Origin of the sequence: Streptomyces sp. enrichment culture (assembly GCF_964273255.1) — a bacterium.
Lineage (GTDB): Bacteria > Actinomycetota > Actinomycetes > Streptomycetales > Streptomycetaceae > Streptomyces.
In genome coordinates this window covers 1,211,711-1,237,135 of sequence record NZ_OZ186835.1, presented here as the reverse complement: position 1 = coordinate 1,237,135, position 25,425 = coordinate 1,211,711, and the positions used below count along the sequence as shown (strand labels likewise).

At 74.5% G+C, this 25,425-nt stretch carries 23 protein-coding genes; 8 read left to right on the top strand and 15 right to left on the bottom strand.

Going from position 1 to position 25,425, the window contains the following annotated elements; genetic code table 11:
- Positions 1–10: 10 nt before the first annotated feature.
- Positions 11–1,390: an 8-oxoguanine deaminase gene (locus tag ACSU53_RS05350; protein ID WP_437025081.1), complete on the top strand. Its 1,380-nt coding sequence runs from the start codon at positions 11–13 to the stop codon at positions 1,388–1,390.
- Between the two features lie 342 nt (positions 1,391–1,732).
- A complete protein-coding gene (locus ACSU53_RS05345) occupies positions 1,733–3,118 on the top strand; it encodes a nucleobase:cation symporter-2 family protein (RefSeq protein WP_437025079.1) in 1,386 nt (461 codons plus the stop codon).
- A gap of 138 nt (positions 3,119–3,256) precedes the next feature.
- Here ACSU53_RS05345 and ACSU53_RS05340 read toward each other — a convergent pair whose 3' ends face one another.
- From ACSU53_RS05340 to ACSU53_RS05310, 7 genes are all read right to left on the bottom strand, one after another.
- Positions 3,257–3,946, bottom strand: a complete 690-nt coding sequence (locus ACSU53_RS05340) for a peptidoglycan recognition protein family protein (RefSeq protein WP_437025077.1) — start codon at positions 3,944–3,946, stop codon at positions 3,257–3,259.
- A gap of 108 nt (positions 3,947–4,054) precedes the next feature.
- Entirely contained in the window at positions 4,055–4,939 is an 885-nt protein-coding gene (locus tag ACSU53_RS05335) for a lysozyme (protein WP_437025075.1), read from the bottom strand.
- 246 nt (positions 4,940–5,185) lie between these two features.
- On the bottom strand, positions 5,186–5,617 hold the full coding sequence (locus ACSU53_RS05330) for an acyl-CoA thioesterase (RefSeq protein WP_437025073.1): 432 nt from the start codon (positions 5,615–5,617) through the stop codon (positions 5,186–5,188).
- Positions 5,618–5,704: 87 nt separating this feature from the next.
- A complete protein-coding gene (locus ACSU53_RS05325; protein WP_437025070.1) occupies positions 5,705–6,346 on the bottom strand; it encodes a hypothetical protein in 642 nt (213 codons plus the stop codon).
- Complete coding sequence (locus ACSU53_RS05320; protein WP_437025068.1) at positions 6,343–6,540, bottom strand: DUF397 domain-containing protein; 198 nt, start codon at positions 6,538–6,540, stop codon at positions 6,343–6,345. Before ACSU53_RS05320 ends, ACSU53_RS05325 begins: the two co-directional genes overlap by 4 nt.
- Complete coding sequence (locus ACSU53_RS05315) at positions 6,537–7,367, bottom strand: helix-turn-helix domain-containing protein (RefSeq protein ID WP_437025067.1); 831 nt, start codon at positions 7,365–7,367, stop codon at positions 6,537–6,539. Before ACSU53_RS05315 ends, ACSU53_RS05320 begins: the two co-directional genes overlap by 4 nt.
- Positions 7,368–7,539: 172 nt before the next feature.
- Positions 7,540–8,748, bottom strand: coding sequence for a pyridoxal phosphate-dependent aminotransferase (locus ACSU53_RS05310; protein WP_437025065.1), 1,209 nt, complete (start codon positions 8,746–8,748; stop codon positions 7,540–7,542).
- 82 nt (positions 8,749–8,830) lie between these two features.
- Here ACSU53_RS05310 and ACSU53_RS05305 point away from each other — a divergent pair, with 82 nt between their 5' ends.
- The 5 genes from ACSU53_RS05305 to ACSU53_RS05285 all read left to right on the top strand — a co-directional run bounded on the left by ACSU53_RS05305 (position 8,831) and on the right by ACSU53_RS05285 (position 13,274).
- Positions 8,831–9,508 (top strand): winged helix-turn-helix transcriptional regulator, encoded by a 678-nt coding sequence (locus tag ACSU53_RS05305; RefSeq protein ID WP_437025063.1) that lies wholly within the window; start codon positions 8,831–8,833, stop codon positions 9,506–9,508.
- Between the two features lie 253 nt (positions 9,509–9,761).
- A complete protein-coding gene (locus ACSU53_RS05300) occupies positions 9,762–10,601 on the top strand; it encodes a CPBP family intramembrane glutamic endopeptidase (protein ID WP_437025062.1) in 840 nt (279 codons plus the stop codon).
- Entirely contained in the window at positions 10,598–11,764 is a 1,167-nt protein-coding gene (locus tag ACSU53_RS05295) for a sensor histidine kinase (protein ID WP_437025060.1), read from the top strand. Before ACSU53_RS05300 ends, ACSU53_RS05295 begins: the two co-directional genes overlap by 4 nt.
- Positions 11,761–12,420: a response regulator gene (locus ACSU53_RS05290; RefSeq protein ID WP_437025058.1), complete on the top strand. Its 660-nt coding sequence runs from the start codon at positions 11,761–11,763 to the stop codon at positions 12,418–12,420. Before ACSU53_RS05295 ends, ACSU53_RS05290 begins: the two co-directional genes overlap by 4 nt.
- Before the next feature lie 251 nt (positions 12,421–12,671).
- Entirely contained in the window at positions 12,672–13,274 is a 603-nt protein-coding gene (locus ACSU53_RS05285) for a VanZ family protein (RefSeq protein ID WP_437025056.1), read from the top strand.
- Positions 13,275–13,441: 167 nt separating this feature from the next.
- On the opposite strand, the gene ACSU53_RS05280 is transcribed toward ACSU53_RS05285, so the two are convergent.
- The 3 genes from ACSU53_RS05280 to ACSU53_RS05270 are packed head-to-tail and all read right to left on the bottom strand — an operon-like array spanning position 13,442 to position 17,097.
- Positions 13,442–14,254, bottom strand: coding sequence for a hypothetical protein (locus ACSU53_RS05280; RefSeq protein WP_437025054.1), 813 nt, complete (start codon positions 14,252–14,254; stop codon positions 13,442–13,444).
- Positions 14,254–15,525, bottom strand: coding sequence for a VWA domain-containing protein (locus ACSU53_RS05275; RefSeq protein ID WP_437025053.1), 1,272 nt, complete (start codon positions 15,523–15,525; stop codon positions 14,254–14,256). Before ACSU53_RS05275 ends, ACSU53_RS05280 begins: the two co-directional genes overlap by 1 nt.
- A gap of 45 nt (positions 15,526–15,570) precedes the next feature.
- Complete coding sequence (locus ACSU53_RS05270; protein ID WP_437025051.1) at positions 15,571–17,097, bottom strand: IucA/IucC family protein; 1,527 nt, start codon at positions 17,095–17,097, stop codon at positions 15,571–15,573.
- Positions 17,098–17,206: 109 nt separating this feature from the next.
- Here ACSU53_RS05270 and ACSU53_RS05265 point away from each other — a divergent pair, with 109 nt between their 5' ends.
- Entirely contained in the window at positions 17,207–18,787 is a 1,581-nt protein-coding gene (locus ACSU53_RS05265; protein WP_437025050.1) for an IucA/IucC family protein, read from the top strand.
- A gap of 43 nt (positions 18,788–18,830) precedes the next feature.
- On the opposite strand, the gene ACSU53_RS05260 is transcribed toward ACSU53_RS05265, so the two are convergent.
- The 5 genes from ACSU53_RS05260 to ACSU53_RS05240 form a co-directional block, all read right to left on the bottom strand.
- Positions 18,831–20,192 carry an amidohydrolase gene (locus ACSU53_RS05260; protein ID WP_437025048.1) on the bottom strand — a complete coding sequence of 454 codons (1,362 nt, stop codon included), beginning with the start codon at positions 20,190–20,192 and terminating at the stop codon, positions 18,831–18,833.
- Between the two features lie 157 nt (positions 20,193–20,349).
- A complete protein-coding gene (locus ACSU53_RS05255) occupies positions 20,350–22,275 on the bottom strand; it encodes a TOMM precursor leader peptide-binding protein (protein WP_437033035.1) in 1,926 nt (641 codons plus the stop codon).
- Between the two features lie 32 nt (positions 22,276–22,307).
- Positions 22,308–23,063, bottom strand: a complete 756-nt coding sequence (locus tag ACSU53_RS05250; RefSeq protein WP_437025046.1) for an ABC transporter permease — start codon at positions 23,061–23,063, stop codon at positions 22,308–22,310.
- The gene (locus tag ACSU53_RS05245; RefSeq protein ID WP_437025044.1) at positions 23,060–24,073 is read right to left on the bottom strand and encodes an ATP-binding cassette domain-containing protein; all 1,014 of its coding nucleotides are present in this window, start codon (positions 24,071–24,073) and stop codon (positions 23,060–23,062) included. Before ACSU53_RS05245 ends, ACSU53_RS05250 begins: the two co-directional genes overlap by 4 nt.
- 86 nt (positions 24,074–24,159) lie before the next feature.
- The gene (locus tag ACSU53_RS05240; RefSeq protein ID WP_437033033.1) at positions 24,160–25,245 is read right to left on the bottom strand and encodes a peptidase M50; all 1,086 of its coding nucleotides are present in this window, start codon (positions 25,243–25,245) and stop codon (positions 24,160–24,162) included.
- Positions 25,246–25,425 lie beyond the last annotated feature (180 nt).

Below are 25,425 nucleotides of genomic sequence, written 5' to 3'. Positions count from 1 at the left end.
AGGACGCACCATGGCAGCAGTCCAGCGCATCGTCATCGAGAACGCGGCGATCGCGACCGTCGACGCCCAGGACACCGAGTACGCCTCCGGGCATCTGGTCCTGGCCGGCCACCGCATCGAGTCCCTGGGCGCCGGCCCCGCCCCGGCGGACCTGGAGAACGTCGTCCGCCGCATCGACGCCACCGGGCACCTGGCGACCCCGGGTCTGGTCAACACCCACCACCACTTCTACCAGTGGCTCACCCGGGGCCTGGCCACCGACCACAACCTCTTCGACTGGCTCGTCGCCCTCTACCCGACCTGGGCGCGCCTCGACGAGCCCATGGTGCGCGCGGCGGCACAGGGGTCGCTCGCGATGATGGCCCGCGGCGGCGTCACCACCGCCATGGACCACCACTACGTGTACCCGCGCGGCACCGGCGACCTGTCCGGGGCCATCATCGGCGCCGCCCGGGAGACCGGCGTCCGCTTCACCCTCGCCCGCGGCTCCATGGACCGCGGCGAGAAGGACGGCGGACTGCCCCCGGACTTCGCGGTCGAGACCCTCGACGACGCGCTCGCCGCCACCGAGGAAACGGTCCGCCGCCACCACGACGCCTCCTCCGACGCCATGACCCAGGTCGCCGTCGCGCCCTGCTCGCCCTTCTCCGTCTCCACCGCCCTCATGCGGGACGCGGCCGAACTGGCCCGGCGGCTCGGCGTGCGTCTGCACACCCACGGCTCGGAGACCGTGGAGGAGGAGAAGTTCTGCCACGAACTCTTCGGCATGGGCCCGACCGACTACTTCGCGTCCACCGGCTGGCTCGGCGACGACGTGTGGATGGCGCACTGCGTCCACATGAACGACTCCGACATCGCCGCCTTCGCCCGCACCGGGACCGGCGTCGCCCACTGCCCCTCCTCCAACGCCCGCCTCGCCGCCGGCATCGCCCGCGTCCCCGACCTGCTCGCGGCCGGCGTGCCGGTGGGCCTCGGCGTGGACGGCACCGCCTCCAACGAGTCCGGCGAACTCCACACCGAACTGCGCAACGCCCTGCTCGTCAACCGCCTCGGCCCGCACCGCGAAGCCGCCCTGACCGCCCGTCAGGCCCTGCGGCTCGGCACGTACGGCGGAGCCCGGGTGCTGGGCCGGGCGGACGACATCGGCTCCCTGGAGCCCGGCAAGCTGGCCGACCTGGTGCTGTGGCGGATGGACACCCTCGCCCACGCCTCCATCGCCGACCCCGTCGCCGCCCTCGTCCTCGGCGCGGCCGCCCCGGTCACCGCGTCCTTCGTGCAGGGCCGTCAGATCGTCGAGGACGGACGGCTGCTGACCGTCGACGAGGACGAGATCGCCCGCTCCACCCGCACCGAGGCGCAGCGCCTGGCCCGGATCGCCGCCGGCGGCTGAGCCGGACGGCGCGCCCCCGAAGTCTCCGGCCGGGAGGGACGGCTCCCGGCCGGAGACCGCGGACCCCCGCCGGGTCCGCGGCGGCCGTCCCCGGGGCCGCGCGTCCGCGCCCGCCCCGGGGACGGCCACCCCCGGCCTCCCGTCCCCGGCCTCCCACCCCCGAGGCCGTCCGTCCACCCGGTTCCTCCCCTCCCGCCCGGCCACGACCCGGGCGGGCGATGCCCCCTGTCCGCCGCACACGGGCCCGTCCGCCGCACCTGCTCCACCCGCTCGCCCGCACCACCTCCTTGACACCCGCGGCAGCACCACCGCTGCCGTGTAACCGACCGGAGGAGAACCGCAGTGGCCGACCACCCCGTCGACGAGAAACTGCCCGCGCTCACCATGGCGACGACCGGCCTCCAGCACGTGGCCGCCATGTACGCGGGCGTCGTCGCCCCACCCCTGATCGTCGGCGCGGCCATCGGCCTCACCGGCACGGAGCTCACCTTCCTCACCGGCGCCTGCCTGTTCACCGCGGGCCTCGCCACCCTCCTGCAGACCCTCGGCATCTGGCGGATCGGCGCCCGGCTGCCCTTCGTCAACGGCGTGACCTTCGCCGGCGTCGCCCCCATGACCGCGATCGTCGCCGCCACCGGCGACAAGGACGACGCGCTGCCGGTCATCTTCGGCGCGGTCATCGTCGCCGGACTGCTGGGCTTCCTCGCGGCGCCCTTCTTCAGCAAGGCCGTCCGCTTCTTCCCGCCCGTGGTCACCGGCACCGTCATCACGCTGATAGGCGTCTCCCTGCTGCCCGTCGCCTTCGGCTGGGCACAGGGGGACGACCCCGCCGAGCCGGCCTACGGCTCGGCGACCAACCTCGCCCTCGCCGCCGCCACCCTCGTGATCGTCCTGCTGCTGCGCCGCTTCACCCGAGGCTTCGTCAAGCAGATCGCCATCCTGCTCGGCATGGTCGCCGGCACGCTCCTCGCCATCCCGTTCGGCGTCACCGACTTCTCCCCGGTCGCCGAGGCGGCCGTCGTCGGCTTCCCGGAACCGTTCCACTTCGGCGCGCCGCAGTTCCAGCTCGCCGCGATCGTCTCGCTGTGCGTGGTGATGGTGGTCTCGATGACCGAGTCGACCGCCGACATGCTGGCCCTGGGGGAGATCGTCGACCGCCCGGCGGACGAGAGGACCATCGCGGCCGGGCTGCGCGCCGACACCCTCGGCTCCGCCCTGAGCCCGCTGTTCAACGGCTTCATGTGCAGCGCCTTCGCCCAGAACATCGGCCTGGTCGCGATGACGCGCATCCGCAGCCGCTACGTCGTCGCCGTCGGCGGCGGCTTCCTCGTGCTCATGGGGCTCTGCCCGGTCGCCGCCTCGCTGATCGCCGTCGTCCCGCGGCCGGTCCTCGGCGGGGCCGGCGTGGTCCTCTTCGGCTCGGTCGCGGCGAGCGGCATCCAGAGCCTGGTCAAGGCGGGGCTGGAGAAGGACAACAACGTCCTGATCGTGGCCGTCGCGCTCGCGGTCGGCCTGATCCCGGTCAGCGCGCCGGAGTTCTACCACTCCTTCCCGGAGACGGCCCGGATCGTCCTGGACTCCGGCATCTCCACGGGCTGCGTGGTGGCGGTCCTGCTGAACGTCGTCTTCAACCACCTCGGCACCGGCCGGGCGGGCGCCGCCGACGTCACCCACCCCATGGAGCCGAGTGAGGAGATCACGAAGACGGGTGCCCCGGCGACCCCGTGAACCGCCGGCGCCCCCGCCGCGAGCCGCCCCCGCGCCGCCGTCCCGGCGCGGGCGAGACCCCCGACAGGGCCGTGGGAGGAGGCCGGGACCGGCGCGTACGGCGGTGAACCCCGCTCGGCCGGGCCCCCGCCGTCCGGATCACGCGCCCCGGGCCGCCGCCACCTCCTCGCACAGCCGGGGCAGCATGGCGTGGTAGACGCCCGGGCACTGGGTGGTGCCGTAGTCCTTGTGGCCGTAGATCTGCGTGGACGGGATGCCGTACTGCGCGCAGGTGTACGCGCACAGCGCGACCAGCACGTCCCACTGGGCGGCCGGCGGCACCGCGCCCGCGTGGTAGGCGCCCTCGTTCGCGATGCCGATCGCGTGGTTGTTCTGCCCCGAGGTGTGGGCGCCGAGCACGAAGGTCCGGCCGCCGCGCAGTGCCTGGAGGCTGCCGTGCCGCCCCTCGGTGATCCAGCCGCCCCGGCTGACCAGGAAGTGGTAACCGGTGTCCGCCCAGCCGTTCTTGTCCAGGTGCAGGTCCTGCACCCAGTGGGCGTGGGCGTGTGCCTGGGCCCGGGAGAAGTCGGTGGAGTTGGTGCTGACCGTGTGGTGGATCACGATCCGGCTCGGCCGGTACTGCAGGACGCCGATGGTGCCCTTGGGGGCGCGCGCGTTCCAGGCGGCGGTGGAGTCGATGTCCGGCTCGACGGCCTGGGCGCCACGGGCCAGGGCGGTGCCCGGCAGGGCGGTGACGGCGGTCGCGGCGGCGAGGCCCGCCGCCCCGGCGAGCAGGAGACGGCGCCGGGAGGCGCGCGGGGAAGGCGGGGACGGGTGCTGGGAGGGCACGATCACTCCTCGGTCGGGGAGGGGAGAGGGTGGGGGGGAGGCGGCGGAGCCGGGGCCGTGGGGCCCCCGGCTCCGCCGCGTGATCGCGTACGTGACGGGACTACGGCGTCACGTGTTGTTGGCGAGCGCCAGAAGCCGGTCGCGGGAGCCGTTGAACTGGTTGCGGTCGACGTTGCCGGACACGCCGCTCACCGAACCGGTGCTGGTGTACTGCCACACCGTCCAGGTGGGGAAGCCGCTGGGGATCGTCGGGGCCGAGGCGGAGGTCCAGTGCGCCACCCACAACGGGCTCTTGGCCGACATGCCCGTCCAGCCGCCGGTGCACGTGTTCCACCAGCCGGCGGTCGTGTAGATGACCACGTCACGGCCGGTGCGCGACTTGTAGGCGGTGTAGAAGTCGTTGATCCAGGTGCGCATCTGCGTGGTCGACAGGCCGTAGCACATGGCCCCGTACGGGTTGTGCTCGATGTCCAGCACGCCCGGCAGGGTCAGGTTGTCGCGCGACCAGGCGCCGCCGTTGTTGACGAAGTAGTTCGCCTGGGTGGCACCGTTGGAGAGGTTCGGGCGCGCGAAGTGGTACGCGCCGCGGATCACGCCGGCGCGGTGGGCGGCCGGGTAGTTCGTGTTGAAGCTGGAGTCCTTGTAGCCGGTGCCCTCGGTCGCCTTCATCCAGGCGAACTGGATGCCGGCGTTGCGCACCGAGGTCCAGTTGATGGCGCCCTGCCAGTGCGAGACGTCGATGCCCTGCACGCCGCCGGTCGGCGCCAGGACGCCCATCGACGGCTCGTCGGCCGGGACGTCCTCGTGGACGCGGGCGCCGACACCCATGTACGCCTGGCCGGGTTCGACGGTGACCTTGTCCCGGTCGGGCTGGGGCGCGGCGCCGGCCGTCCCGACGGTGGTGGCGGTGAGGGCGAGGGCGGCTCCCACCACGCCGAGCGCGGTGGCGATCCGTCTGGTGGGACCGGGAGTGAAGCGGGGGAGAGAGAACACGGGGCTGCCTCCTGACACATGTGGGGATGAGCGAAGGAGGTGACGTCGGCCGCTGCCACCTGGGCAGATACCTACAGTTGACGTGCGCGCGTCATTAGTGACGCACGGAGATTCCGGGCGTGTAAAGAGTCTTCGGCGCTCTCTGGTGGTCTGGTCCACTGTAGGAGCGGATGGCCTGGAAACTCGGCAACCGGACGGCGGAAACTTTCAGCGGGTGAAAGCTGAGCCCCGCTCGCCTCTCCCGCCCTACAGCCCGAACAGCCCCGGATCAGAAGCCAGTTGACGGAACACCGCCGCCGGGTCGGCCACCAGCTTCCGCCGTTCGAGGTCCAGCACCCCGCCGACCCCGGTCAGCTCGGCCGCCACGGTCCCGTCGGCCTTCGTGAGCGTCTGCTCGATGGTGAACGTCCTGCCGCCGCTCCAGCCGAACACGCAGCTGACGTCCACCTCGTCCCCGGCCAGCAGCTCGCGGCGGTACCGGATGGTGGTCTCCAGGGCGACCGGCCCCACCCCCTGGGAGATCAGCCCCGACTGGGTGATCCCGGCCGCCTGGAGCAGCGACCAGCGCGCGTGCTCCGCGTAGTTCAGGTACACGGCCTGGTTCAGGTGGCCCTGGGTGTCGGTCTCGTACCCGCGCACGGTCACCCGGACGGAAAACGGCTCGCTCGCCTCGCTCACTGCGTGGTCCCCTTCGTGGTGCACGGTCCAGGGCCCGCCTTCACGGTGCCCGCCGGACGGCCCGGCCCCCCGATCCTGACACGCCCGTCACACCCGGCGGGGGGAGGCCAGCACGTAACGGGTCCGCGTCCTCGGCTCCGTGTACTCCCCGGCCTGCCAGCCCGCCCGCTCCAGGGTGGCCGCGCAGGCCCGCAGCTCCCCGTCGTCCGGCGCGTACACGGCGACCGCCTCCGGCTGCGGTGTCTCCCGCACCCGGTAGCCGCCCCCGCCGTCCGCGTCGGCCGGACGGCGCCCGGCGGCCTCCAGGGCCAGCGCGGCGGCCTGCACCAGATGCCCGCGCTCCCAGCCGCACGGGCGGTCCGTGGCGCCGTCGGGGTTGGTCATCCGGCGCAGCTCCAGCAGGCCCTGCCAGGCCCCGCGCACCTCCCGCAGCCGGGCCGGCCCGGATTCGGGTGACGGATCCTCACCGCCCACCCGCGCGGCGAACACCTCAGAGGCGGACGCGGCGGGCGCCGCCCGGGTCTCCGGCGCCTCCGGCTCAGGCTCCGCCTCCCGCACCCGGTGCCCGGCGGGCGTCAGGAAGTGGTCGTGCGGAGGCCGCGGGTGCCGGAAGGCGAGCCCGCGCCGCACCAGCGCCGCCAACTGCGCGTCGGTCCCCTTCAACCGCCCGGTCACGGGATCGGCGGCCTCGATGAGACGGCGCTGCGCGGCGGTGGGCGGTCGGGTCATCGCTCTCCGCAGGCGTAGGGCAGGAAGGCGGCCCAGTGAGCGGGGGAGAAGGTGAGGTGGGGACCCGGTATGTGCTTGGAGTCGCGGACGTGGACGGTGCGGGGGGTGGTGGCGATCTCGACGCAGGCCGCTCCGTCCGGGTTGCTGTGACTGCTCTTGCGCCACTCCAGCTCGGCTCGTGCTGACGGGCTCATGTCTCTCCCAAGAGGTTGTCGATGTAGGCCAGCGAATCCCGCGGAGTGAGGGCCTGGGCCCGGATGATCCCATAGCGAAGATCCAGCAGCTGGACCTCACGGCGGTCCGACACCAGCCGGCTGACGAGCTGGATGTCGCTGTGCCCCACGGTCGTGCCCTCCTTCAACCGCAGCAGGTGGAAGGGGCCGTCGAGACCGGCATTGTCCTCGGAGGTGAGGGGCAGCACCTGAATCTCGACGTTGCGCATCTGTCCGACCTCCAACAGCCGTTCGAGTTGCCTGCGCAGAACCATCCTGCCCCCGACGGGCCGCCGTAGGGCAGCCTCATCATGCACGAAGTTGAAGGCCGTCCCGACCTGTGTCCTGCCGAGGATCTCCTGGCGGGCGAGTCGCGCGGCGACCAACTGCTCCAGTTCGTCCTCGCCGAAGGCCGGCCGTCGTGAGCCGAACACCGCGCGCAGATACTCCTCGGTCTGCAGCAAGCCGTTGACCACGGAGTTGTCGTACGCGCAGATCTCCACCGCCTCCCCCTCGAGCCTGGCCAGATCCCGCACCTTCTTCGGGAACCTGGCCTTCGCCACCTCCGCCTTCAGTCCTGAGATCAGGCCCTGCGCTTCCAACACCCGGTCGGCCGCGTCGAGGAAGGAGCCCGCCGGCGCCCGCCGCGCCCGCTCCACCGAGGACACCTGCTCCTCGCTGTACCCGATCTGCGCGCCGAGCGCGGCCTGCGTCAGGCCCTGCCGTTCCCGGCACATCTTGATGATCCGCCCGACCGTCCGCAGAACGGCCGCCGACTCCTCGTCCGCGCCGTACGGTTCCACGCTCATGTTCCCACACCTCCGTCTGCCGCCCCGTGTCCAACCGGCCGTCGGTGCCGGGCGTCACGCGTCGCGGCCCGGACAGGCCCGGCGGGGGCCCGGACGGGCCCCGGACAGACTCGTGGAGCGCCCGGACGGAGCTGTGGGTCAAACGGCGCGGGGGCGTGTCCTCGGGAGGCGCCTACTGGCGGTACCCGCCCAGGAACCGCCCGATCCGGCCGATCGCCGCCTCCAGGTCGTCCGCGTGGGGAAGGGTGAGGATGCGGAAGTGGTCGGGGGAGGGCCAGTTGAAGCCGGTGCCCTGGACCACCTGGATCTTCTCCCGCAGCAGCAGGTCGAGGACGAACTTCTCGTCGTCGTGGATCCTGTGCACCTTGGGGTCCAGGCGCGGGAACGCGTAGAGCGCGCCCTTGGGTTTCACGCAGCTCACGCCGGGGATCTCGTTCAGCTTCTCCCAGGCCACGTCCCGCTGTTCGCGCAGCCTGCCGCCCGGTGCGGTGAGCTCGCGGATGGACTGGCGGCCGCCCAGCGCGGCCTGGATGGCGTACTGGGCGGGGGCGTTGGCGCACAGGCGCATGGAGGCCAGCATGGTCAGGCCCTCCAGGTAGTCCCTGGCGTGCTGCTTCGGGCCGGTGACCACCAGCCACCCGGACCGGAAGCCCGCCACGCGGTACGTCTTGGACAGGCCGCAGAAGGTGAGGACCACCAGATCGGGGGCGAGGGCGGCGGCCGAGTGGTGCACGGCGTCGTCGTAGAGGATCTGGTCGTAGATCTCGTCGGCGAACACCATCAGCCCGTGCCGGCGGGCCAGGTCGAGGATGCCCTCGACGACCTCCTTCGGGTACACGGCGCCGGTCGGGTTGTTGGGGTTGATGATGACGACGGCCTTGGTGCGGTCCGTGATCTTCGCGGCCATGTCGTCCAGGTCCGGGTACCAGTCGGCCTGCTCGTCGCACAGATAGTGCACGGCCCTGCCGCCCGCGAGGTTGGTCACGGCGGTCCACAGCGGGAAGTCCGGGGCGGGGACGAGGACTTCGTCACCGTCCTCCAGCAGTGCCTGCACCGCCATGGACACCAGTTCCGAGACGCCGTTGCCGAGGAAGACGTCGTCGACATCGACCTCCAGGCCGAGGGTCTGGTAGCGCTGGGCCACGGCGCGGCGGGCCGACAGGATGCCGCGCGAGTCGGTGTACCCGTGCGCCTGCGGCAGCATCCGGATCATGTCCTGGAGGATCTCCTCCGGCGCCTCGAAGCCGAACAGGGCCGGGTTGCCGGTGTTGAGGCGGAGCACGCTGTGGCCCGCCTCCTCCAGCGCGTTGGCGTGCTCGATGACCGGGCCGCGGATCTCGTAACAGACCTCGCTGAGCTTGCTCGACTGCCGGAACTCCATGCGCCCCTCCGGTTCACTGGTGATGCTTGGTTTTACCAAGTGGGTGCTTGGAAAGTCCAACGACATGTCTAGACTGCGACGCATGCCACCTCGCCGAAGCTACGACCAGTACTGTTCCGCCGCGCGCGCCCTCGACTCCGTCGGTGACCGCTGGACCCTGCTGATCGTCCGGGAGCTGCTCGCCGGTCCGCGGCGCTACACCGACCTGCACGCGGACCTGCCGGGCGTCAGCACCGACGTCCTGGCCTCCCGGCTGAGGGACATGGAGCGCGACGGCCTCACCACCCGCCGCAGGCTCCCCCCGCCCGGCGCGGCCCACGTCTACGAACTCACCGAACGGGGTGGCGCGTTGCTGCCCGTGCTCCAGGCCCTCGGCGCCTGGGGCGAGGCGGCGCTGGGGGAGCGCCGGCCCACCGACGCGGTGCGGGCCCACTGGTTCGCGCTGCCTCTGCTGCGGGCGCTGGACGGGGAGACGGGACTGGTCGAAGTCCGCCTGGACGAAGGGGTGTTCCACCTGAGGGCGGGCGCGTCCCCCGCGCACGGCATCGGCCCCGCCGACGGGGACGGTCCCGTCCGGAGCGACGGCCCCGTCTACGGCGACGGTCCGGCAGGCGGCGAGCCGGACGCGGTGCTGTCCCTGGACACGGACACCTGCACCGCTGTCAGCCGCGGCGAACTGGCCCTGACCGACGCGGTCCGCGCGGGACGGGTCGTGGTCACCGGCGACGGCCCGCTCGCCAAGCGGCTGCGCGAGGCGTGACGGACGGGGGCGGGCGCAGTCCCACAGTCCCGCAGTCCCGGGTCGCGGAGTCCCGGAATCCGGAACCCCGGAGCCCCGCAGTCCCGGAGTTCCGGAACAGCGGTTCCCCCCTCCGGAGGGACGGCACCGGGCTTGTCCCCCGTGCGAGCTACCGACAGGTGTCCACCGTGAGGTGACGATCCCCGAACGCCGTTTCCGTAGCGTCCCGTTGCAGCACGCGACACACCGGTCGCGGCCCGGCAGAGGGGTGTTCATGCGGTTCGTTCGGCAGTTCCTGACGATCCTGGTGGTGTACGCACTGAGCGGCGCCGCCGTCAACGCGGTGCGCGACAACGAGTGGCTCACGCTCGTCCTCGGTCTCGCGTCCGCCGCCCTGATCGTCTTCGTCTATGCCTGGGTCGTGCGGCGGACCGAGCGCCGGCCCGCGACGGACGTGGCGCGGGAGGGCGCCGTGTCCCGGACCACCTGGGGCATCCTGATCGGCGGCGGGATGTTCACGGCCGTCATCGTCAACCTCTACACCGCCGGGCACTACGACATCGACGGCGTCGGCTCGGTGACCGGCGCGGTGGGGCTGCTCGGCTTCATGGCCGCCGCCGCGGCGACCGAGGAAGTGGTGTACCGGGGGGTGCTGTTCCGGATCGTGGAGGAACACATCGGCACCTACGCGGCCATGGGGCTGACCGGTCTCGTGTTCGGCCTCTCGCACCTGTTCAACGAGAACGCCACCCTGTGGGGTGCCCTGGCCATCGCGATCGAGGCCGGATTCATGCTCGCCGCCGTGTACGCCGCCACCCGCAGCCTGTGGCTCGCGATCGGCGTGCACTTCGGCTGGAACTTCGCCGCGGCCGGCGTCTTCAGCACCGAGGTCTCCGGCAACGGCGCCAACGAGGGCCTCCTGGACGCCACGACGTCGGGGCCGGAACTGCTCACCGGCGGCGCGTTCGGGCCCGAGGGCAGCGTGTACTCGGTGGGCTTCGGAGCCATGCTGACCCTGGTGTTCCTCTGGCTGGCCCACCGGCGCGGGAACGTCGTCCCCTTCGGTGCCCGCCGGGCGGCCCGCCGCGACTCCGCGGCTACACTGCCCCGGTGATCGATCGCCGACGTGTCCCGGAGCTGTGGCGCCGCCTCGATGTCACGGCCCGGGACCTCCCGCTCGGGATCCTGCTCCTCGTGGCGTCGGTCGTGCCGGGCTTCCACGGCAACGGCACCGAGTTCGGCGGCGTGCCGACCCGCCCCGCCGACGCGCTCGCCGTCGTCGCGGCCGTCCTGCAGAGCCTCCCGCTCGCCACGCGCCGGCGGTGGCCGCTCGTCTGCCTCGCCCTCGTGTCCTGCGGCTTCGCCCTCGACCAGCTCCGCGGCTACCACCTCTTCGCGGGCATCGCGCTGCCCGTCGCGCTGCTGAGCGCCGGGTCGTACCTGGAGCGGTTCCGGCGCACCACCCTGGTCGTCTCCTCCGTGGCGTACGTAGCCCTGGCGGTCGCGCTGGACCGGACCGGGCCCGGCGAACCCGCCGCGGAATACGTGACGTTCTACCTGGCGCTGGCCCTCGCCTGGGGCATCGGCGCCTGGATGCGCTCCGCCCGCGCCGCCGAGGCCGAACGGCGCCGCCGCGTCGCCGAGGACGCCCGCACCGCGGAGCGCACCCGCATCGCCCGCGAACTCCACGACGTGGTGACCCATCACGTGACCGCGATGGTCGTGCAGACCGAGGCCGCCCGGTACCTCACCGCCTCGCCGGACCGCCTCGACCAGTCGCTGACCAGCGTCAGCGACACGGGCCGACGAGCTCTCACCGACCTGCGGCACCTGCTCGACCTGCTCAACCCCGAATACGGCACCGGCCACCGGAGTGAGGACCGGACACCGCCCGTCGGCCGGGTGCTCACGCTCGTCGAGCAGACCCGGCGGGCCGGACAACCGGTAGAACTGACCGAGGAGGGCACGCCCCCGGATTCGACCGGCAGCGCCGACCTCGTCGCCTACCGCGTCGTGCAGGAAGCCCTCACCAACGCGCTCAAGTACGACCACGGCAGCCGGACCTCGGTCCTGGTGCGCCACGGCGGAAGGGAGATCACCGTGGAGGTCGGCACGGACGGTTCCGGCTCCCGGGCCGCGTCCCCCGGCGGCAGCGGGCGGGGACTGGCGGGCCTGCGCGAGCGGGTCGACGTCCTGGGCGGCGACTTCGAGGCGGGCCCCCGGGACGACGCCGGCTTCGTCGTGCGGGCACGGATACCCGTGGGAGCACCGGCGTGAGCGCACCCGTCCGGGTCCTGGTCTGCGACGACCAGGCACTGATCCGCACCGGGCTGTCGACCATCATCGACGCCCAGCCCGACATGGCCGTCGCCGGGGAGTGCGGGGACGGGCGGACCGCCGTCGAACTGGCCGGGCGGCTGCGCCCGGACGTCGTCGTCATGGACGTCCGCATGCCGGTCCTGGACGGCATCGAGGCCACCCGGCAACTGGCCGGCGCCGGGGTCGAGCACCCCGTGAAGGTGCTCGTGGTCACCACCTTCAACCTCGACGAGTACGTCTACGAGGCGCTGCGGGCCGGCGCGAGCGGCTTCCTCCTCAAGGACGCCCCACCGGACCGCCTCCTGCACGGCATCCGCACCGTGGCCACCGGCGCGGCCCTGCTCGACCCCGACGTGACGCGCCGCCTCGTCGGCCACTACGCCGCCCGCATCCGGCCCGCCGGGGGCAGCGCCCAGGACACCCCGCTCACCCCCCGCGAACTGGAGGTCCTCCGCCTGATCGCGGACGGCCGCTCCAACAGCGAGATCGCCGCCGCGCTCGTCATCAGCCACGAGACCGTCAAGACCTTCGTCTCCCGCATCCTCACCAAGCTGGGCCTGCGCGACCGGGTCCAGGCGGTGGTGTACGCGTACCGGCACGGGCTGGTGAACTAGCGCCGCAATCAGCGGCGTTCGCCCGGTGTCCGTCCTGGGCGCGTCGCGGCCGTGCTGAGGGGTGTGCCGGCCTCGATGCCGAGCAGGTGGTCCGCCCGGACGGGGTGTTCGGGAAGCAGGCCGGTGGCGGGCAGCATGAGACACGGCGGCAAGGGCGTGCATCACCACGTGGTCTGCCCCGAGATGAGCCGGGGCGAGCGGCAGCCGTAAGTTGGTCGCCCCGCCGCCACGTCACCGAATCCGAGGTTCTCATGCCGCTCTGGCAGACGATCTTCCTCGTCACGCCGGTACGCACGGTCGTCGTGCTGCTGGTCGCCCCGTTCGTGGTGGCGGTGTTCCTCGCCCTGTCGGCACGGCGCGCCGAGGCAATGCGCGTGGCAGGGCTGATCGGGCTCACCCTCTATGTGCTTCTCGTGCTCGTCGCCACGTTCTCACTGAACCGGTCGGAGGGCGGGAGCGGCGGGCTTTCGCTCGGTTCGCTCGGATACCTCATGTCCGGGGGCGAGAACCTGGGAAGCATGGAGAAGGACATGATCGTCAGGCAGTCGCTCGCCAACGTCCTGATGTTCGTGCCCTTTCCCGCCCTGATCAGGCTGTCCTGGCCGCGGGCCGGGCTGTGGACGGCCCTTGGTTCCTGTGTGCTCCTGACCTTCCTCATCGAGATGTGTCAGTTCCTCGTCGGAGGAGGGCGGGTGGCCGACGTCGAGGACTTTCTGCTCAACTCCCTCGGCGGAGGGGTCGGCCTGCTGGTTCTCGTGGTGGCGCAGGCGGTGTGCAGGGTGGTCGGAGGGGGAGCCGGAGCGGGTGCCCGGCGGAAGCGCGAGAAGCGCGTCACGGCCGGTCAGCGCACCTGATCAGGCGCGTTCGGGTCGGCTCACTCACGTCACCCCGGCAGCGGAACGGGTCCGCCGGTTCGGTGTGAGCGCATCGCGGTGGGACGTGCCCGACACAGTGGGCCGGTCGGCCGTCCGCACACGGGAGGCCCGCGCAAGGCGGGCCTCCCTGGGGTGTGTTGCCGGTGTCAGGCGTGCGGCGGCACCCGCGATGGGCGGCCCGTGCCGCGGGTGAGGCGGTAGCCGGCGACGCCTGCGAGGGCGGCCAGGGCGCCGCCTGCCGCGGTCCACAGCCAGCGGTCGGACCACCAGCCGGAGGCCCAGCCGTCCTCCGGTTCCAGGGCCGCGAGGACGGCGGAGGCCGAGTCGTCCTCCTGGTCCTCGTCCGCAGCCGTACGGGCCGCGACGCCCGGGACCAGCGGCTCGGACAGGGAGCCGTCGACCGCCGCCGCGCCGCCCATGTCCTTGGACTCGACGCGCAGTTCGGCGTTCACCGCCTGGCCGAGGTCGGCCGCGGACATGCGCAGCGCCGTGAGCCGGACGTAGTAGGTGCCCGGCAGCGGGTCGTTGGCCCACGGCTCCGACCAGGCGCGGACGGTGCGCAGCACGCAGGTCAGCTCCACCGAGGGGGCGTCGGCGGCCGCCGTGCGGGTCTGGGCCCCGTACTGGCAGGCCTGGCGGCGGCGCAGACCGTCGTACACGTCGACCTGCCAGGTCTGGGCGGCGTGCGTCTCGGGCAGCTTCACCGTGGCCCGCACGGTGGGGCGTTGGCCCGCGTCCGCCGGGAACGACCAGTACAGGTAGTCGCCCGTGGAGGCGCGCGCGGTGGCGGTCTGCCCCTGCTCGACCTCCGTCGCGGTGCGGAACGAGGTGCCCGCGCGGGTGGGGCCCGAGCCCTCCCCGGACGCCTCCGGGGAGGGCGAGGAGTCGGCCGCGGCGGGGGCGGCGGCCAGGCCGAGGGCCAGCAGGGCGGTACTCAGTACGCGTACGGCGCGGCGCATCAGTGGGTCCTCCAGACAGCGAACCGCCAGCGGGACAGCCAGCCCCAGAGCAGGCCGGCGACGAAGCCGGTGACGAGCAGGGCGCCGAGCAGCCACCAGCCGCGGCCCAGGCCGAAGGAGGCGACGTCGGACGCCTCACCGGGGCCGTCCACCACGTCGAGCGTCAGTTCCAGCGGCAGGCCGGGGGTCGTCTTGACCCCGGAGCCGGGGGTGAAGGACGTGGTGACCGCCAGGCACACCGTCTCGGCGGCCGGTTCTCCCTCGTCGTCGTCGCGTTCCGGCTTCGGGTACCGCAGGCCGGTGGAGAGCACGTCGGTGCGGCCGGTGCCGGTGGCCTCACCGCGGACGATCTCCCGCCCGCGGACCGTGACCGCGCGCAGCAGCACGCCGTGGTCGGGGCGCACCGCGCGGTCCGCCGCCACGCTCACCGAGGCGCGCAGTTCCTGGCCCGGGAGCACGTCGACGCGGTACCAGCGCTGCCGGCCGAACTCCTGGCGGTCGGTGTACAGGCCGGACTTCAGGGTCGGCGCCTGGGAACAGCGGTCGCCGCCCTCGGTGGCCACCGGCGTCACCACCGGCTCGGCTGCCCGGTCCACCAACTCGTTGACGCGGTCGGTCAGTTCGTCCTGGTGCTCGACGGAGGTGTAGGTGCCACCGGTCGCCTCGGCGATGCAGCTGAGCTGGCGGCTCAGCTTGGCGTTCGGCACCAGGCCCAGGGTGTCGATGGTCAGGCCGATGCCCTTGGCGGCGATCTCCCGGGCCACCTCGCACGGGTCGAGCGGGGCGCAGGTGTCCTCGCCGTCGCTGATCAGCACGATCCGCTTGGAACCGTTGCCGCCGTCGAGGTCGTCGGCGGCCTCCAGCAGGGCCGGGCCGATCGGGGTCCAGCCGGTCGGGGTGAGCGTGGCCACCGCCGTCTTGGCCTCCGTGCGGTTCAGGGGGCCGACCGGGTAGAGCTGCGCGGTGTCCTTGCAGCCCTCCTTGCGGTCGTCGCCCGCGTAGTCCGCGCCGAGCGTGCGGATGCCGAGTTCGACCTCCTCGGGCGTGGCGTCCAGCACCTCGTTGAACGCCTGCTTCGCCGCCGCCATCCGGGACCGGCCGTCGATGTCCTTGGCCCGCATCGACCCGCTCACGTCGAGCAGCAGGTTGACCTTGGGCGCTTCCCGGCCCGTCGGTTCGTCGGCGGCCGCCCCCGCGGGGAAGGCCAGCCCGGCCGTCAGGGCGGCGAGCAGCGCACCGGCGCCTGCCACCGTCCGTCTTCTTGTGATCATCGGGGGATCCTATGGACGGTGGTCGGCGCCTTTCAAAACGGGCCGTCAGAAGCGGCCGACTTGAAGCGGATTGGGCAGTTCCGTCCACTGGTCCCCGGCCGTGCCCGGAGACATCCGCATCAGCGTCAGCGCCTTCGCGGGCACCGGACCGCCGGTCAGCGCGTCGAGGTCCGGGCCCTCGGGAAGGTCCTGCACCGCGCCCTCCAGCACCACCCGCAGCCGGGCCTGCGAACCCGCCGTCCCGGCCAGCGCACCGGCCACCAGGGAGCCGAACAGCTTGCGCCGCAACGCCCGTTCGTCGTCCGTGACGACCCGGTCCGGCACCTCGGGCGGGACGTCGATGCCGTGCCGGGCCAGCCGGGCCGGGGAGACCCGGATGTCCGCCAGGTCGCGGTAGACCAGCCGCAGCGGCTCCCCGGCCGGCGACAGCACCACCAGCAGGTTCTGGCCGTGCGCCTCCAGCGCCACCCCCAGCTCCAGCAGCCGCAGGCCCACCGCCAGCGCCAGCCGCGCCAGCCGCACCGTCCACCCCGGCCGCGCCGGCAGCCCCGTCGTCACCAGCGCCGCCAGCGGCACCACCCGCTCCCCGGCCGCCGCGTACTCCTGCGGCGACTGGCGCAGCACGGCCGCGCAGTCCGGCGAACCGGCCGCCACCGCCGCCGTGGTCCGCGTGACGTGCAACAGCCCGTCCGTGCGCGCCGCCACCGTTTCCCCGAGCTCCGACAGGACCTGCGAGGCCGCGACCGAACCCAGCGAGATGTCCCGCACCGACGACGTCAGCCGAGCGCTGAACGCCGTCTTCACATGCGGACCGCCGGGCAGCGCCAGGGTGCGCAGCGCCATCAGCGGATGGGCCGGCAACCGCCTCTCGCCCGCCCGCTTCAGCACGTGCGCCTCCTGCCACGGGTGCACCGGGACCAGGATCCGCCCCCCGTCGCGCAGCCACCCGGGCCAGGCGCCCGACACCAGGCACTCCTCGGCCGGCACCGGCAGCAGCCCCAGCCCGACCACCGGCCGGTGCTCGGGCCCGTAGGCCAGCTGGTCCGCCACGGACAGCCCCGGCCGGGAACGGCACGAAGGGTGGAACGGATGCCCGTCGACCACCCGCTGCTCCCACTCCCAGTCCCGCACCGGCCACTCCTCCGGCTGATCCGGGCGCACGCCGTGGCCCGGGTTCGCCGCCCGGGACAGCGCCAGCGAGGCGACGCTGTGCCCGAGCTCGGCGGCGAACGCCGCCGAGTGCGGTACCGCCAGGTCCGTCATCAGCCGCGCCGGGTCCGCGTACGGCCGTTCCCCCAGCCGGACGGCCGTGACGTACGCCCGGGTCGCGTAGGGATCCGCCACCGGTCCGGCCACGCGCCGCCCGTCCGCCAGCCGCAGCACGACCCCGTCCCGGCCCGTCTCCCGGACCCGGACCCACGGCAGCGGCTCATGGACGAGACCCCGCCACAGCCTGGTCAGCACGGCCGCGCGGGCCCCGGGCAGCGCCCGGGCGTAACGGGCGGCGAGGTCCGGCCGCCGGGCGGCCAGTTCGTCGCCGATTTCGGCCTCCGCGGAGGGGGAACGGTGCACGGGCGGGCTCCTCGGGGTACGACCGGGACGGCACGAACGGGACGGCAGGAACGGGCGGGCCACGGCAGACATACTGATCGTCACCGCCCGTACAGACCGTAGGGAATCAGTGGAACGCGTGGACCTTCTTCCCCCGCCGGCGGACGACGACGCGGCGCGCCGCGCCGGCCTCGCCCGCCGCGCCGACGCCTACGCCGCCGTGCCGCTGCTGAACTGCCTGCTGCGGGAGGTGGGCGAGCCGGTCGCCGACACCGACGGCCGCCGCACCTACCGGCTGCCCGGCTGCGGCCGCCTGCTGCGGGTGCAAGGCACCAGGCGCCCCGCCGGACCCGAGGTGCGCACCGCGGGCGGCTGGCAGCCCCTCGGCCACGCCGAACTGGTCAAACTCGCCGCCGAGGAACTGCGCCGGCACACCGGCGTCCCCAACCACGAACTGCCCACCGAGATGACCGACAGCCGGGACGTGGTCGCCGCCCTCCTCGCCGCCCGCGCCCGCTCCGACCCGCCCCACGACCCCTACGTGCGGTCCGAACAGGCCCTCGTCACCGGCCACACCCACCACCCCGCGCCCAAGTCCCGCGGCGGCGGCCCCGCCGCGGCCTGGCTGCCCTACGCACCCGAGGCCCACACCCGCTTCCCGCTGGCCCTGCTCGCCCTGCGCGAGGACACCGTCGTCGAGGAGGGCGACACCGCCGCCCTCGACCGCCTCGGCACCGCGCCGCCCGGCTACCGGCTGCTGCCCGCCCACCCCTGGCAGCTCGATCTGGCCGCCGGCCGGCTCGCGCCCGCCTTCGCCGACGGCCGCCTCCTCAGGCTCGGCACCACCGGCTTCGACACCTGGCCCACGGCCGCCGTCCGCACCGTCTACGCACCCGGGCGGAACCTCTTCCTGAAGTTCAGCCTCGACGTGCGCATCACCAACGACATCCGCCGCCTGTGGCGCCACGACCTGGACCGGCGCGCGCACACCGACGCCGCAGCCCGCTCCGCCCTCGCCGCCTTCGACGGCCCGGCGGCCTGGCTGAGCGACCGCGGCCACCGCACCGCCGACTTCGCCGACGAGGACCTCGCCGTCGTGGTGCGCGACGGCCTGCGCGGCCACCTGCTGCCCGGCGCCACCCCCTACCTGGCCGCCGCCCTGGCCGAGGGCTTCGACGGCAACCCCCTCGCCTCGGCGGCCGACCCCGCCGCCTGGTGGGAGGCGTACCTGTCCCGGGTGGTCCCCCCGGTCCTCGCGGCGTACGCGCGGCACGGCGTCGTACTGGAGGCGCACCTGCAGAACACCCTGGTCGCCATGGGCGCCGACGGGCGTCCGGTCCAGGCCCTGTTCCGGGACGCCGAGGGCGTCAAGCTGCTGGCAGGGGCGGGACCCGCCGGCCGGGCGGCGGGTGCGCCGCCCGGGGTGTCCCGGGAGGCGGGCTGGGAACGGCTGGTCTACTGCCTGGTCGTCAACCACCTCCTGGAGATCGCCGCCGCCCTCGCCGACCACCACCCCGGCCTCGACCCCTGGCCCGCCGTACGCCGCGAACTGGCCCGCTCCGGCCTCCCCGAGGCCACCGCCCTGCTCACGGCGCCCACCCTGCCGGGCAAGACCAACCTGCTGCTGCGCTGGACCGGCGCGGACGGCGCGGACGCCCGCTACCGCCCGCTGCCCAACCCGCTGGCCGCGGGGCCGTCGACGGGACGCTGAACACCCGCCGGCCGCGGGCCGCCGAAGGGACGCCGGACCGGCCTCACCCCGCCCCGAACCGGTCCAGCGCCGCCCCCGCCAGCGCGGCCACCGCGGGGCGCAGGGCGCTGCCGACGTGCGGGGCGAAGTACGGGGAGTGGTTGGGGGCCAGGGGCGCCGCGCCCGGGCCCCCGGCCGTCGCCCGGCGCCACTCCTGCACGCCCACCACCCCCAGCATCCAGTACACCAACGGCACCCCCCGCTGCCCGTGCAGCTCCTGTCCGGCGTCCCCGAACAGCGGGAAGTCCTCCGCGGCCATCGAGCCCGGCCAGTCCAGCACCCGTCGCGTCCCCAGCAGGGCGGTGTGCGCGGCCCGTACGGCCGAGGCGGTGTCCGGGTCGCACCACAGGGCCGCCGACCGCGAGGCGAGGGTCACCTCCGGTTCCCGGGGGGAGCCCGCCACGGCGCTCTGCGCGCGGACCGTCCGCCGCACCTCCGCCACCGCCTCGTCGAGCAGCCGGTCGCTCGCGGCCCGCACCGCCACCCCGAGCACGGCCCGGTCCGGGATCACGTTGGCGGCCGTCCCGGCCCGCAGCGTGCCCACCGTCAGGGTCACCCGGCCCTCCCCGGCCCCCAGGCGGGCGACGGCGTCCTGGAGCCGGGTGACGACGGCGGCCGCCGCCACCACCGGGTTCACCGCCAGGTGCGGCGTCGCCACGTGCCCGCCCCGTCCGTGCAGCACCACGTCGAGCACCGCCCCGGCGGCCGTCATCGGCAGGGCGGGCGCTCGGTCCGCGCCCGGCGGCGCGGCGTGCGCGACGGTGCCCGACGGCAGCGGCGCGGCGTGCTGGGCGAGGACCACCGAGGGGCGCCCGAACCGCTCGTACAGCCCGTCGCGCAGCATGGCCTCCGCCCCGTCCAGGGTCTCCTCCGCGGGCTGCCCCACCACGACGAGCGTGCCCCGCCAGCGGTCGGCCAGGCCGGCGAGCAGTTCGGTGGCGCCCGCCGCCGCGGCCAGGTGCAGGTCGTGCCCGCAGGCGTGCATCGCGCCCGTGCGGCTCGCGTACGGCAGGCCGGAGCGCTCCCGGACCGGCAGCGCGTCGAGTTCCGCGCGCAGCCAGACCCTCGGTCCCTCCCCGTTGCGCAGCACACCGACCACGCCGTGCCCGCCGACGTCCCGCGTGACCGCGCAGCCCGCCGCCGCCAGCCGCCGGGCGAAGCGGTCCGCGGTGCGGGCCTCCTGCCCGGAGGGCTCCGGGTGGGCGTGCAGGTCCAGGTAGAGGGCGAGCGCGGGCCGCAGCACGCCCCCCGCGCGGTCGAGCAGGTCCCCGGCGGCCGGGGGAGCGGCGCCGTCCCCGTCCGGCCCTCCGGGCGGGGCGGTACGGGCCGGGGGCGTCGGACGGGGGGAGCCGGACGGTGGGTTCATCGGCGCGCTTCCGTTCGGGCCCGGGCCCCGCGCGCTCGGCGGCGGGACCCGGACGGTGGACGTCGGACCGTCGGGACCGGTCGGGAGGGGCCGGCCCGGGGAGGGACCGGTCGGGAGGGGCCGGTCGAGGACGGACCGGCCGGGACGAAGGACCGGATCAGGGGAAGGGGTGCGGGGCCCGGCGGATCTCCGCGTCGGTCAGGTCGCCGTCCCGGAGCCCGCCCCGGCGCAGCGCGGTGCGCAGCCGGGGCATCAGCAGGGCCCGCTGCCGGTTCCAGCCGAAGTCGATCGGCAGCAGTCCCGGCACCACGGTGGCGACCGTCCGCAGCCCCATCGCCTCCTGCTCCGGCGGGGTCTGGTCGACCACGACGACGTCGTGCCCGGCCCGGGCCAGCCGGTCCACGACGGCGGTGACGTCGTCGCGCAGGTCGCCGGTCCGGGGGCGGCCGTGGCGCTCCCAGTCCCCGTACAGCTCCTCGTACGGCCGGGCGGGGGACGGCTCCAGATAGCTCGCCGCGTGGCCGGCCATCCGGGGCAGCCCGTACAGCTGGGGGTGGTCCTTGAGATGCCGGACCAGGGAGAAGTCGTCGGCCATGGCCTCCAGTTCGGCCCGCCGCTCGGCGGTCTGCCGGGCCAGGTGCGGGATGTAGCTGAGCACCTCGGACAGGGCGCCCTCGATCGCCGCCCGCGGGTCCAGGGAGGCCGCCGCCGCGAACGACAGGGTGCCCGGCCCGCCGTCCCGGCGGACCCCGACCACGGTGACGGCGGGAACCTCCAGGTCGATGCGGTTGTCGAGGACGTGGACGTCGTAGCCCTGGAGGGCGGCCCGCTCGGCCATCGCGGTGGCCGTGGCGCTGCCCACCGTGTCCAGGTCGACGCGGGGCAGCCGTGCCGAGCCGTACCAGGCGTTCAGGAACGCGTCCCGCTCGACGAGTTCGAGCAGCCCGCCCAGCACCGCCTCCTCGGCGCAGCCGCCGATGGCGCAGCCGTTGGAGCACTCGAAGACGAAGTCGTCGCCCGCCGTCGGGATGCTGTAGTACACCAGCCGCGACGGCACCAGCACCGGCCGGTCGTCGCGCAGCGACCACCCCCACTCCCACGGAATGGGCCGGCCCGGGTCGAAGGGCTCCACCAGCGGGTCGTCGCGGTACGTCTCCGGGGCGTACAGCCCGCACACCGCGGGGTCGACCGCGTCCGCCCGCAGCTCGTCGTAGCTACCGACGACCGGGGCCCGGCCGCCGCGCCGGCGGGTGCCCGCGTACCGCTCCAGCCCTTCCAGGAACGCCAGCCGGCGGCTGGTGGCGAAGGAGTTCTCCTGCCCGCTCCACGTGACGTCGTGCAGCCCCGCGTACCCCCGCACGAAGGCGCTGCCGGCCACCGGCGCGGTCGTGGACGAGGTGACGTCGTTCCAGGTGCCGGCGCCGAGTGCGCCGCACACCGGGTTGGCCAGCGCGTCGGTGGGCAGCGGGTGCGCGAAGGCGGACCGCAGCCGGTAGGTGTCCGGGGCCGGCTTGGGGCGCGGCGCCGGCGACAGCGACGGCACCTCGTCGCGCGCGAGCGCCCGCGGAGGCCCGGCGCAGTGCGGGCACAGCGGGTCGGCGAGCAGCGGATACGTCCGCACCGTCAGGTCCGCCAGGTCCAGCCGTGTCACCCGGGGCAGCGCCCGGTCGGCCGGGTCCGCGGCCGGCGGCTGCGGGCGCGGCCCGCGCAGCAGGGCCTCGCACAGGGCGGCCACCGTGTCCCGCAGGTGCGCCGTCAGCACCGGCCACTGCCCGGCCGGGCGCGGGCCGTCGGGGCCGCCGGTCTCCAGGGCGTTGCGCTCACTGCGGCTGCGCAGCCGCTGCCAGCGCACCGCGAGGCAGCGCCCGCAGGCGCCGGCCCGGCCGTCGCCGCCCCACGGGCCCAACAGCACCGCCGAGGCGGTGACATGGACCAGCGCGCCGGGCCGCTCCGCCGCCCACGGGTCCTGCGCCCCCGTGTCGCCGCCGCCCGCGCCGACGGCGCCCACGGGCACCACCCGGGGCGCGGCGGCGCCGAAGCGTTCGTCGAGGAACTCCTGCAGGGCGTCCCGCGCCCCGGCCATCGGATGCGGCAGCAGGCCGCTCGCGGGCGCCGTCACGAGCTCTTCGTCCAGCGGAACAGGCGTGCCGCGAGCACCCCGAACACCACGGCGAACACGACGAGTCCGGCGCACCCCGCCCCGATGTCGGAGAGGTCGCCGCGACCGGTCAGCGCCGCCGACACCGCGTCGTTGAGGTACCGCAGCGGCAGCACCAGGGAGATCTTCTGCAGCCAGTCCGGCATGGCGTCCAGCGGGAAGAACGACCCCGACAGGAACGCCATCGGCAGCATCAGGAAGTTGGCGATCGCGGCCACCGACTCCGGGGTGTTGCCGATGCTGCCGACGATCACCCCGAGCAGCAGGAACGTGGTGATGCCCAGGACCAGCACCGGGATCAGCAGCGGCCACCGGGACGCGGGCACCAGGTCGAAGCCGGGCAGCATCGCCACGCCCACGAACAGCGCCGACTGGACCAGTCCCACGCCCACCGCGAGCACGTAGCGGGACCCGATGACGGCGGACAGCGGTGCGGGCGACATGCGGATCATCCGCAGGATGTCGTCCGCCCGCCACTGCATCAGCGTGAACCCGATGCCGAACACGGCGGCGTTGGCGACGCCCCAGGACAGCACGCCGGACGCGGTGTACGACAGGTACGAGAAGCCGCTCTCCTCCACGTCCCGGCCCCGGAAGATCAGGCCGAAGACGACGAGGAAGATCAGCGGGAAGGCGAAGGTGAAGAAGACGGTGGTCTTGTCCCGGACCTGCGCGCGGTAACCCGCCGCGGTCAGGGCGGTGTAGGCGCTCATGCCTGCTGCTCCTGGTGGTTCGGGGCCCGGTCGTCGTCCGGGGCCGTGACGCCGTCCGTCCCGCCGGCCCGGCGGGCGGTGATGTCGAGGTAGACGTCCTCGAGGCTCGGCATGCGGGTCTGCACGCCGTCCAGTCCGGTGAGGGGGTCGAGGGCGGCCAGCACCCGTCCGGTCTGCTTCGTCTCCAGCACCAGGTGCCCGCCCTGCACGGTGACCCGGTCCACGCCCGGCAGCGCGGCCGCCGCGGCCTCGTCGATCCGGCCCGCCGGCACCAGCAGCCGCCCGCCCGCGCCGAACGAGCCGATGAGGTCCTGCGGCGCGTCGGTGACCACGAGCCGTCCCGCGACCAGGATGCCCACGCGGTCGCAGAGCGCCTCCGCCTCGTCCAGGTGGTGCGTCGTGTAGACGATGGTGCGGCCCTCGGCCTTGAGCCCCCGCAGCACCTCCCACAGGTCGCGCCGCCCCTCCGGGTCGAGGGAGGCCGTCGGCTCGTCGAGGAAGATCAGCTCCGGCCCGTGGACCAGGGCGGAGGCGATCGCCAGCCGCTGCCGCTGGCCGCCGGAGAGGTCGTCGACCCGGACGCGGTGCCGGTCGCCGAGACCCACCGCCTCCAGCGTCGCGTCGACGGCCGCGCGGGACGCGCCGTAGAGCGCGGCGACGGTCCGCAGGTGCTCATGCACGGTCTGCCGCACGAAGAATGCCGACGACTGGGTCTGCACCCCTAGCCGGGGCAGCAGCCCGGTGTTGCGGGGCCACGGGGACTCGCCGAACACCGCGACGGAGCCGGAGTCGGCCTTGCGCAGCCCCTCCATGATCTCCACCAGGGTGGACTTCCCGGCGCCGTTGGGGCCCAGCAGGCCGAAGAACTCGCCGCGCCGGACGTCCAGGGTGACACCGTCGACGGCCCGTCGGTCGCCGTACCGTTTGGTCACGTCCCGGACCGCGACGGCCGGTGGGGTCCCGTCGCCGGTGACGGGGGTGGTGGGGGTCATGTCCGGTACCTCATTCATGGGTCGAGCGGTCCTCGGTGCGGGGGCCGGGCCGCCTCGTCGGAGGGCGGGCCGCGGGCGGCCCCGGTACGGCGGCGTCGGCGGGGTCATCGCATCACCAGCAGGGCGACGGCGGTACCGCTTCCGGCCACGGCCAGCAGCACCAGGACGACCGCCGTGACCGCGTACGCGGTGTGCAGACGGCGGGCCCGCGGCGGGTAGGCGGCGACCGCGGCCCGGCCGCTCCGCCGCAGCTTCAGGTAGGCGAGCGTCTCGGGGGCCAGGTTCGCGGTGCCCAGGGTGTGGCTCAGCATCCGGTAGCCGTCCAGCGGCGGCAGCGGCACCAGGTTGCTCAGCGCCTGCACGATGCCGACGAACAGCATGCCGGTGAGCGGCGCGCGGGCCGGGTCGGACGGGTCCAGCAGTGCCCACCACAGCCCGAAGGGCAGCAGGAGCAGCAGGTTGACGTGGGCTCCCGCGGCGGCGACCACGAGCTTGGCCCGACGCCCGGGAAGGAACAGGTAGTTGCCGACCGTGCAGTACATCATCATGGCCGGGAACCGCCAGCGCAGGCCGATCTCCGTGACCTCCCCGCCGTAGTGCCGGGCGGCGACGCCGTGGGCGAGTTCGTGCGCGCAGACGCTGCACCACAGGAACACCGCGAACGGCACCAGCAGCAGGGGCCGGGTCAGCAGCTCCCAGGTGCCCTCCAGGGCCGCCCCCGGGTCGGCCAGGACGGCCACTGTCATCACCAGGACCGCCGCCAGCAGCGGCAGTTGGACCCCGGGGTGCAGCAGCGGCCGCAGCAGCCGGTGCAGCCGCCCGGTGGTGGCCTGCGCGTCGGCGACGGTACGGCGGCTGCCCTTCCAGACGGTGCCGGTGCGGGCCGGCGGCGATGCGGGCGGAGCGGGGTCCGGGGAGCCGTCGAGCAGGCCGCGCGTGCCCAGCAGCCCCAGCAGCCGCGTCCACTGCTCCGGCGGGAGCCGCCGCCGGAAGCGTTCGGCGTACGCCGCCTCGACGTCGTCGGCGTTCCGGGTGCCGTCGAGCAGGCCGAGGACGAACCGCTCCCGGGGGCCGATCTCGAACGCGGCGCCGCTGACGGGGTGTTTGACGAGGTGCACGGTCCGCGGACCCCGCAGCAGCGCGGGCCCGATCAGCACCCCGTCGCGCAGGGCGGGCCGGTACGCCCGCACGGCGTCGGCCGGACGCGGCGGGGCGGAGCCGTCGGGGGCGGCGGCCGGTGCGGCGGTGGCCGGGGCGGCGGCGCCGGGGTCGGGAGCATGCGGGGCGGAGCCGCCCGGGACCGGGCCGGCCGGGACGCTGCCGCCGAGGGCGGCTCCGTCGGGCGCGGGGTCCGCCCGGTCCGCCCGGTC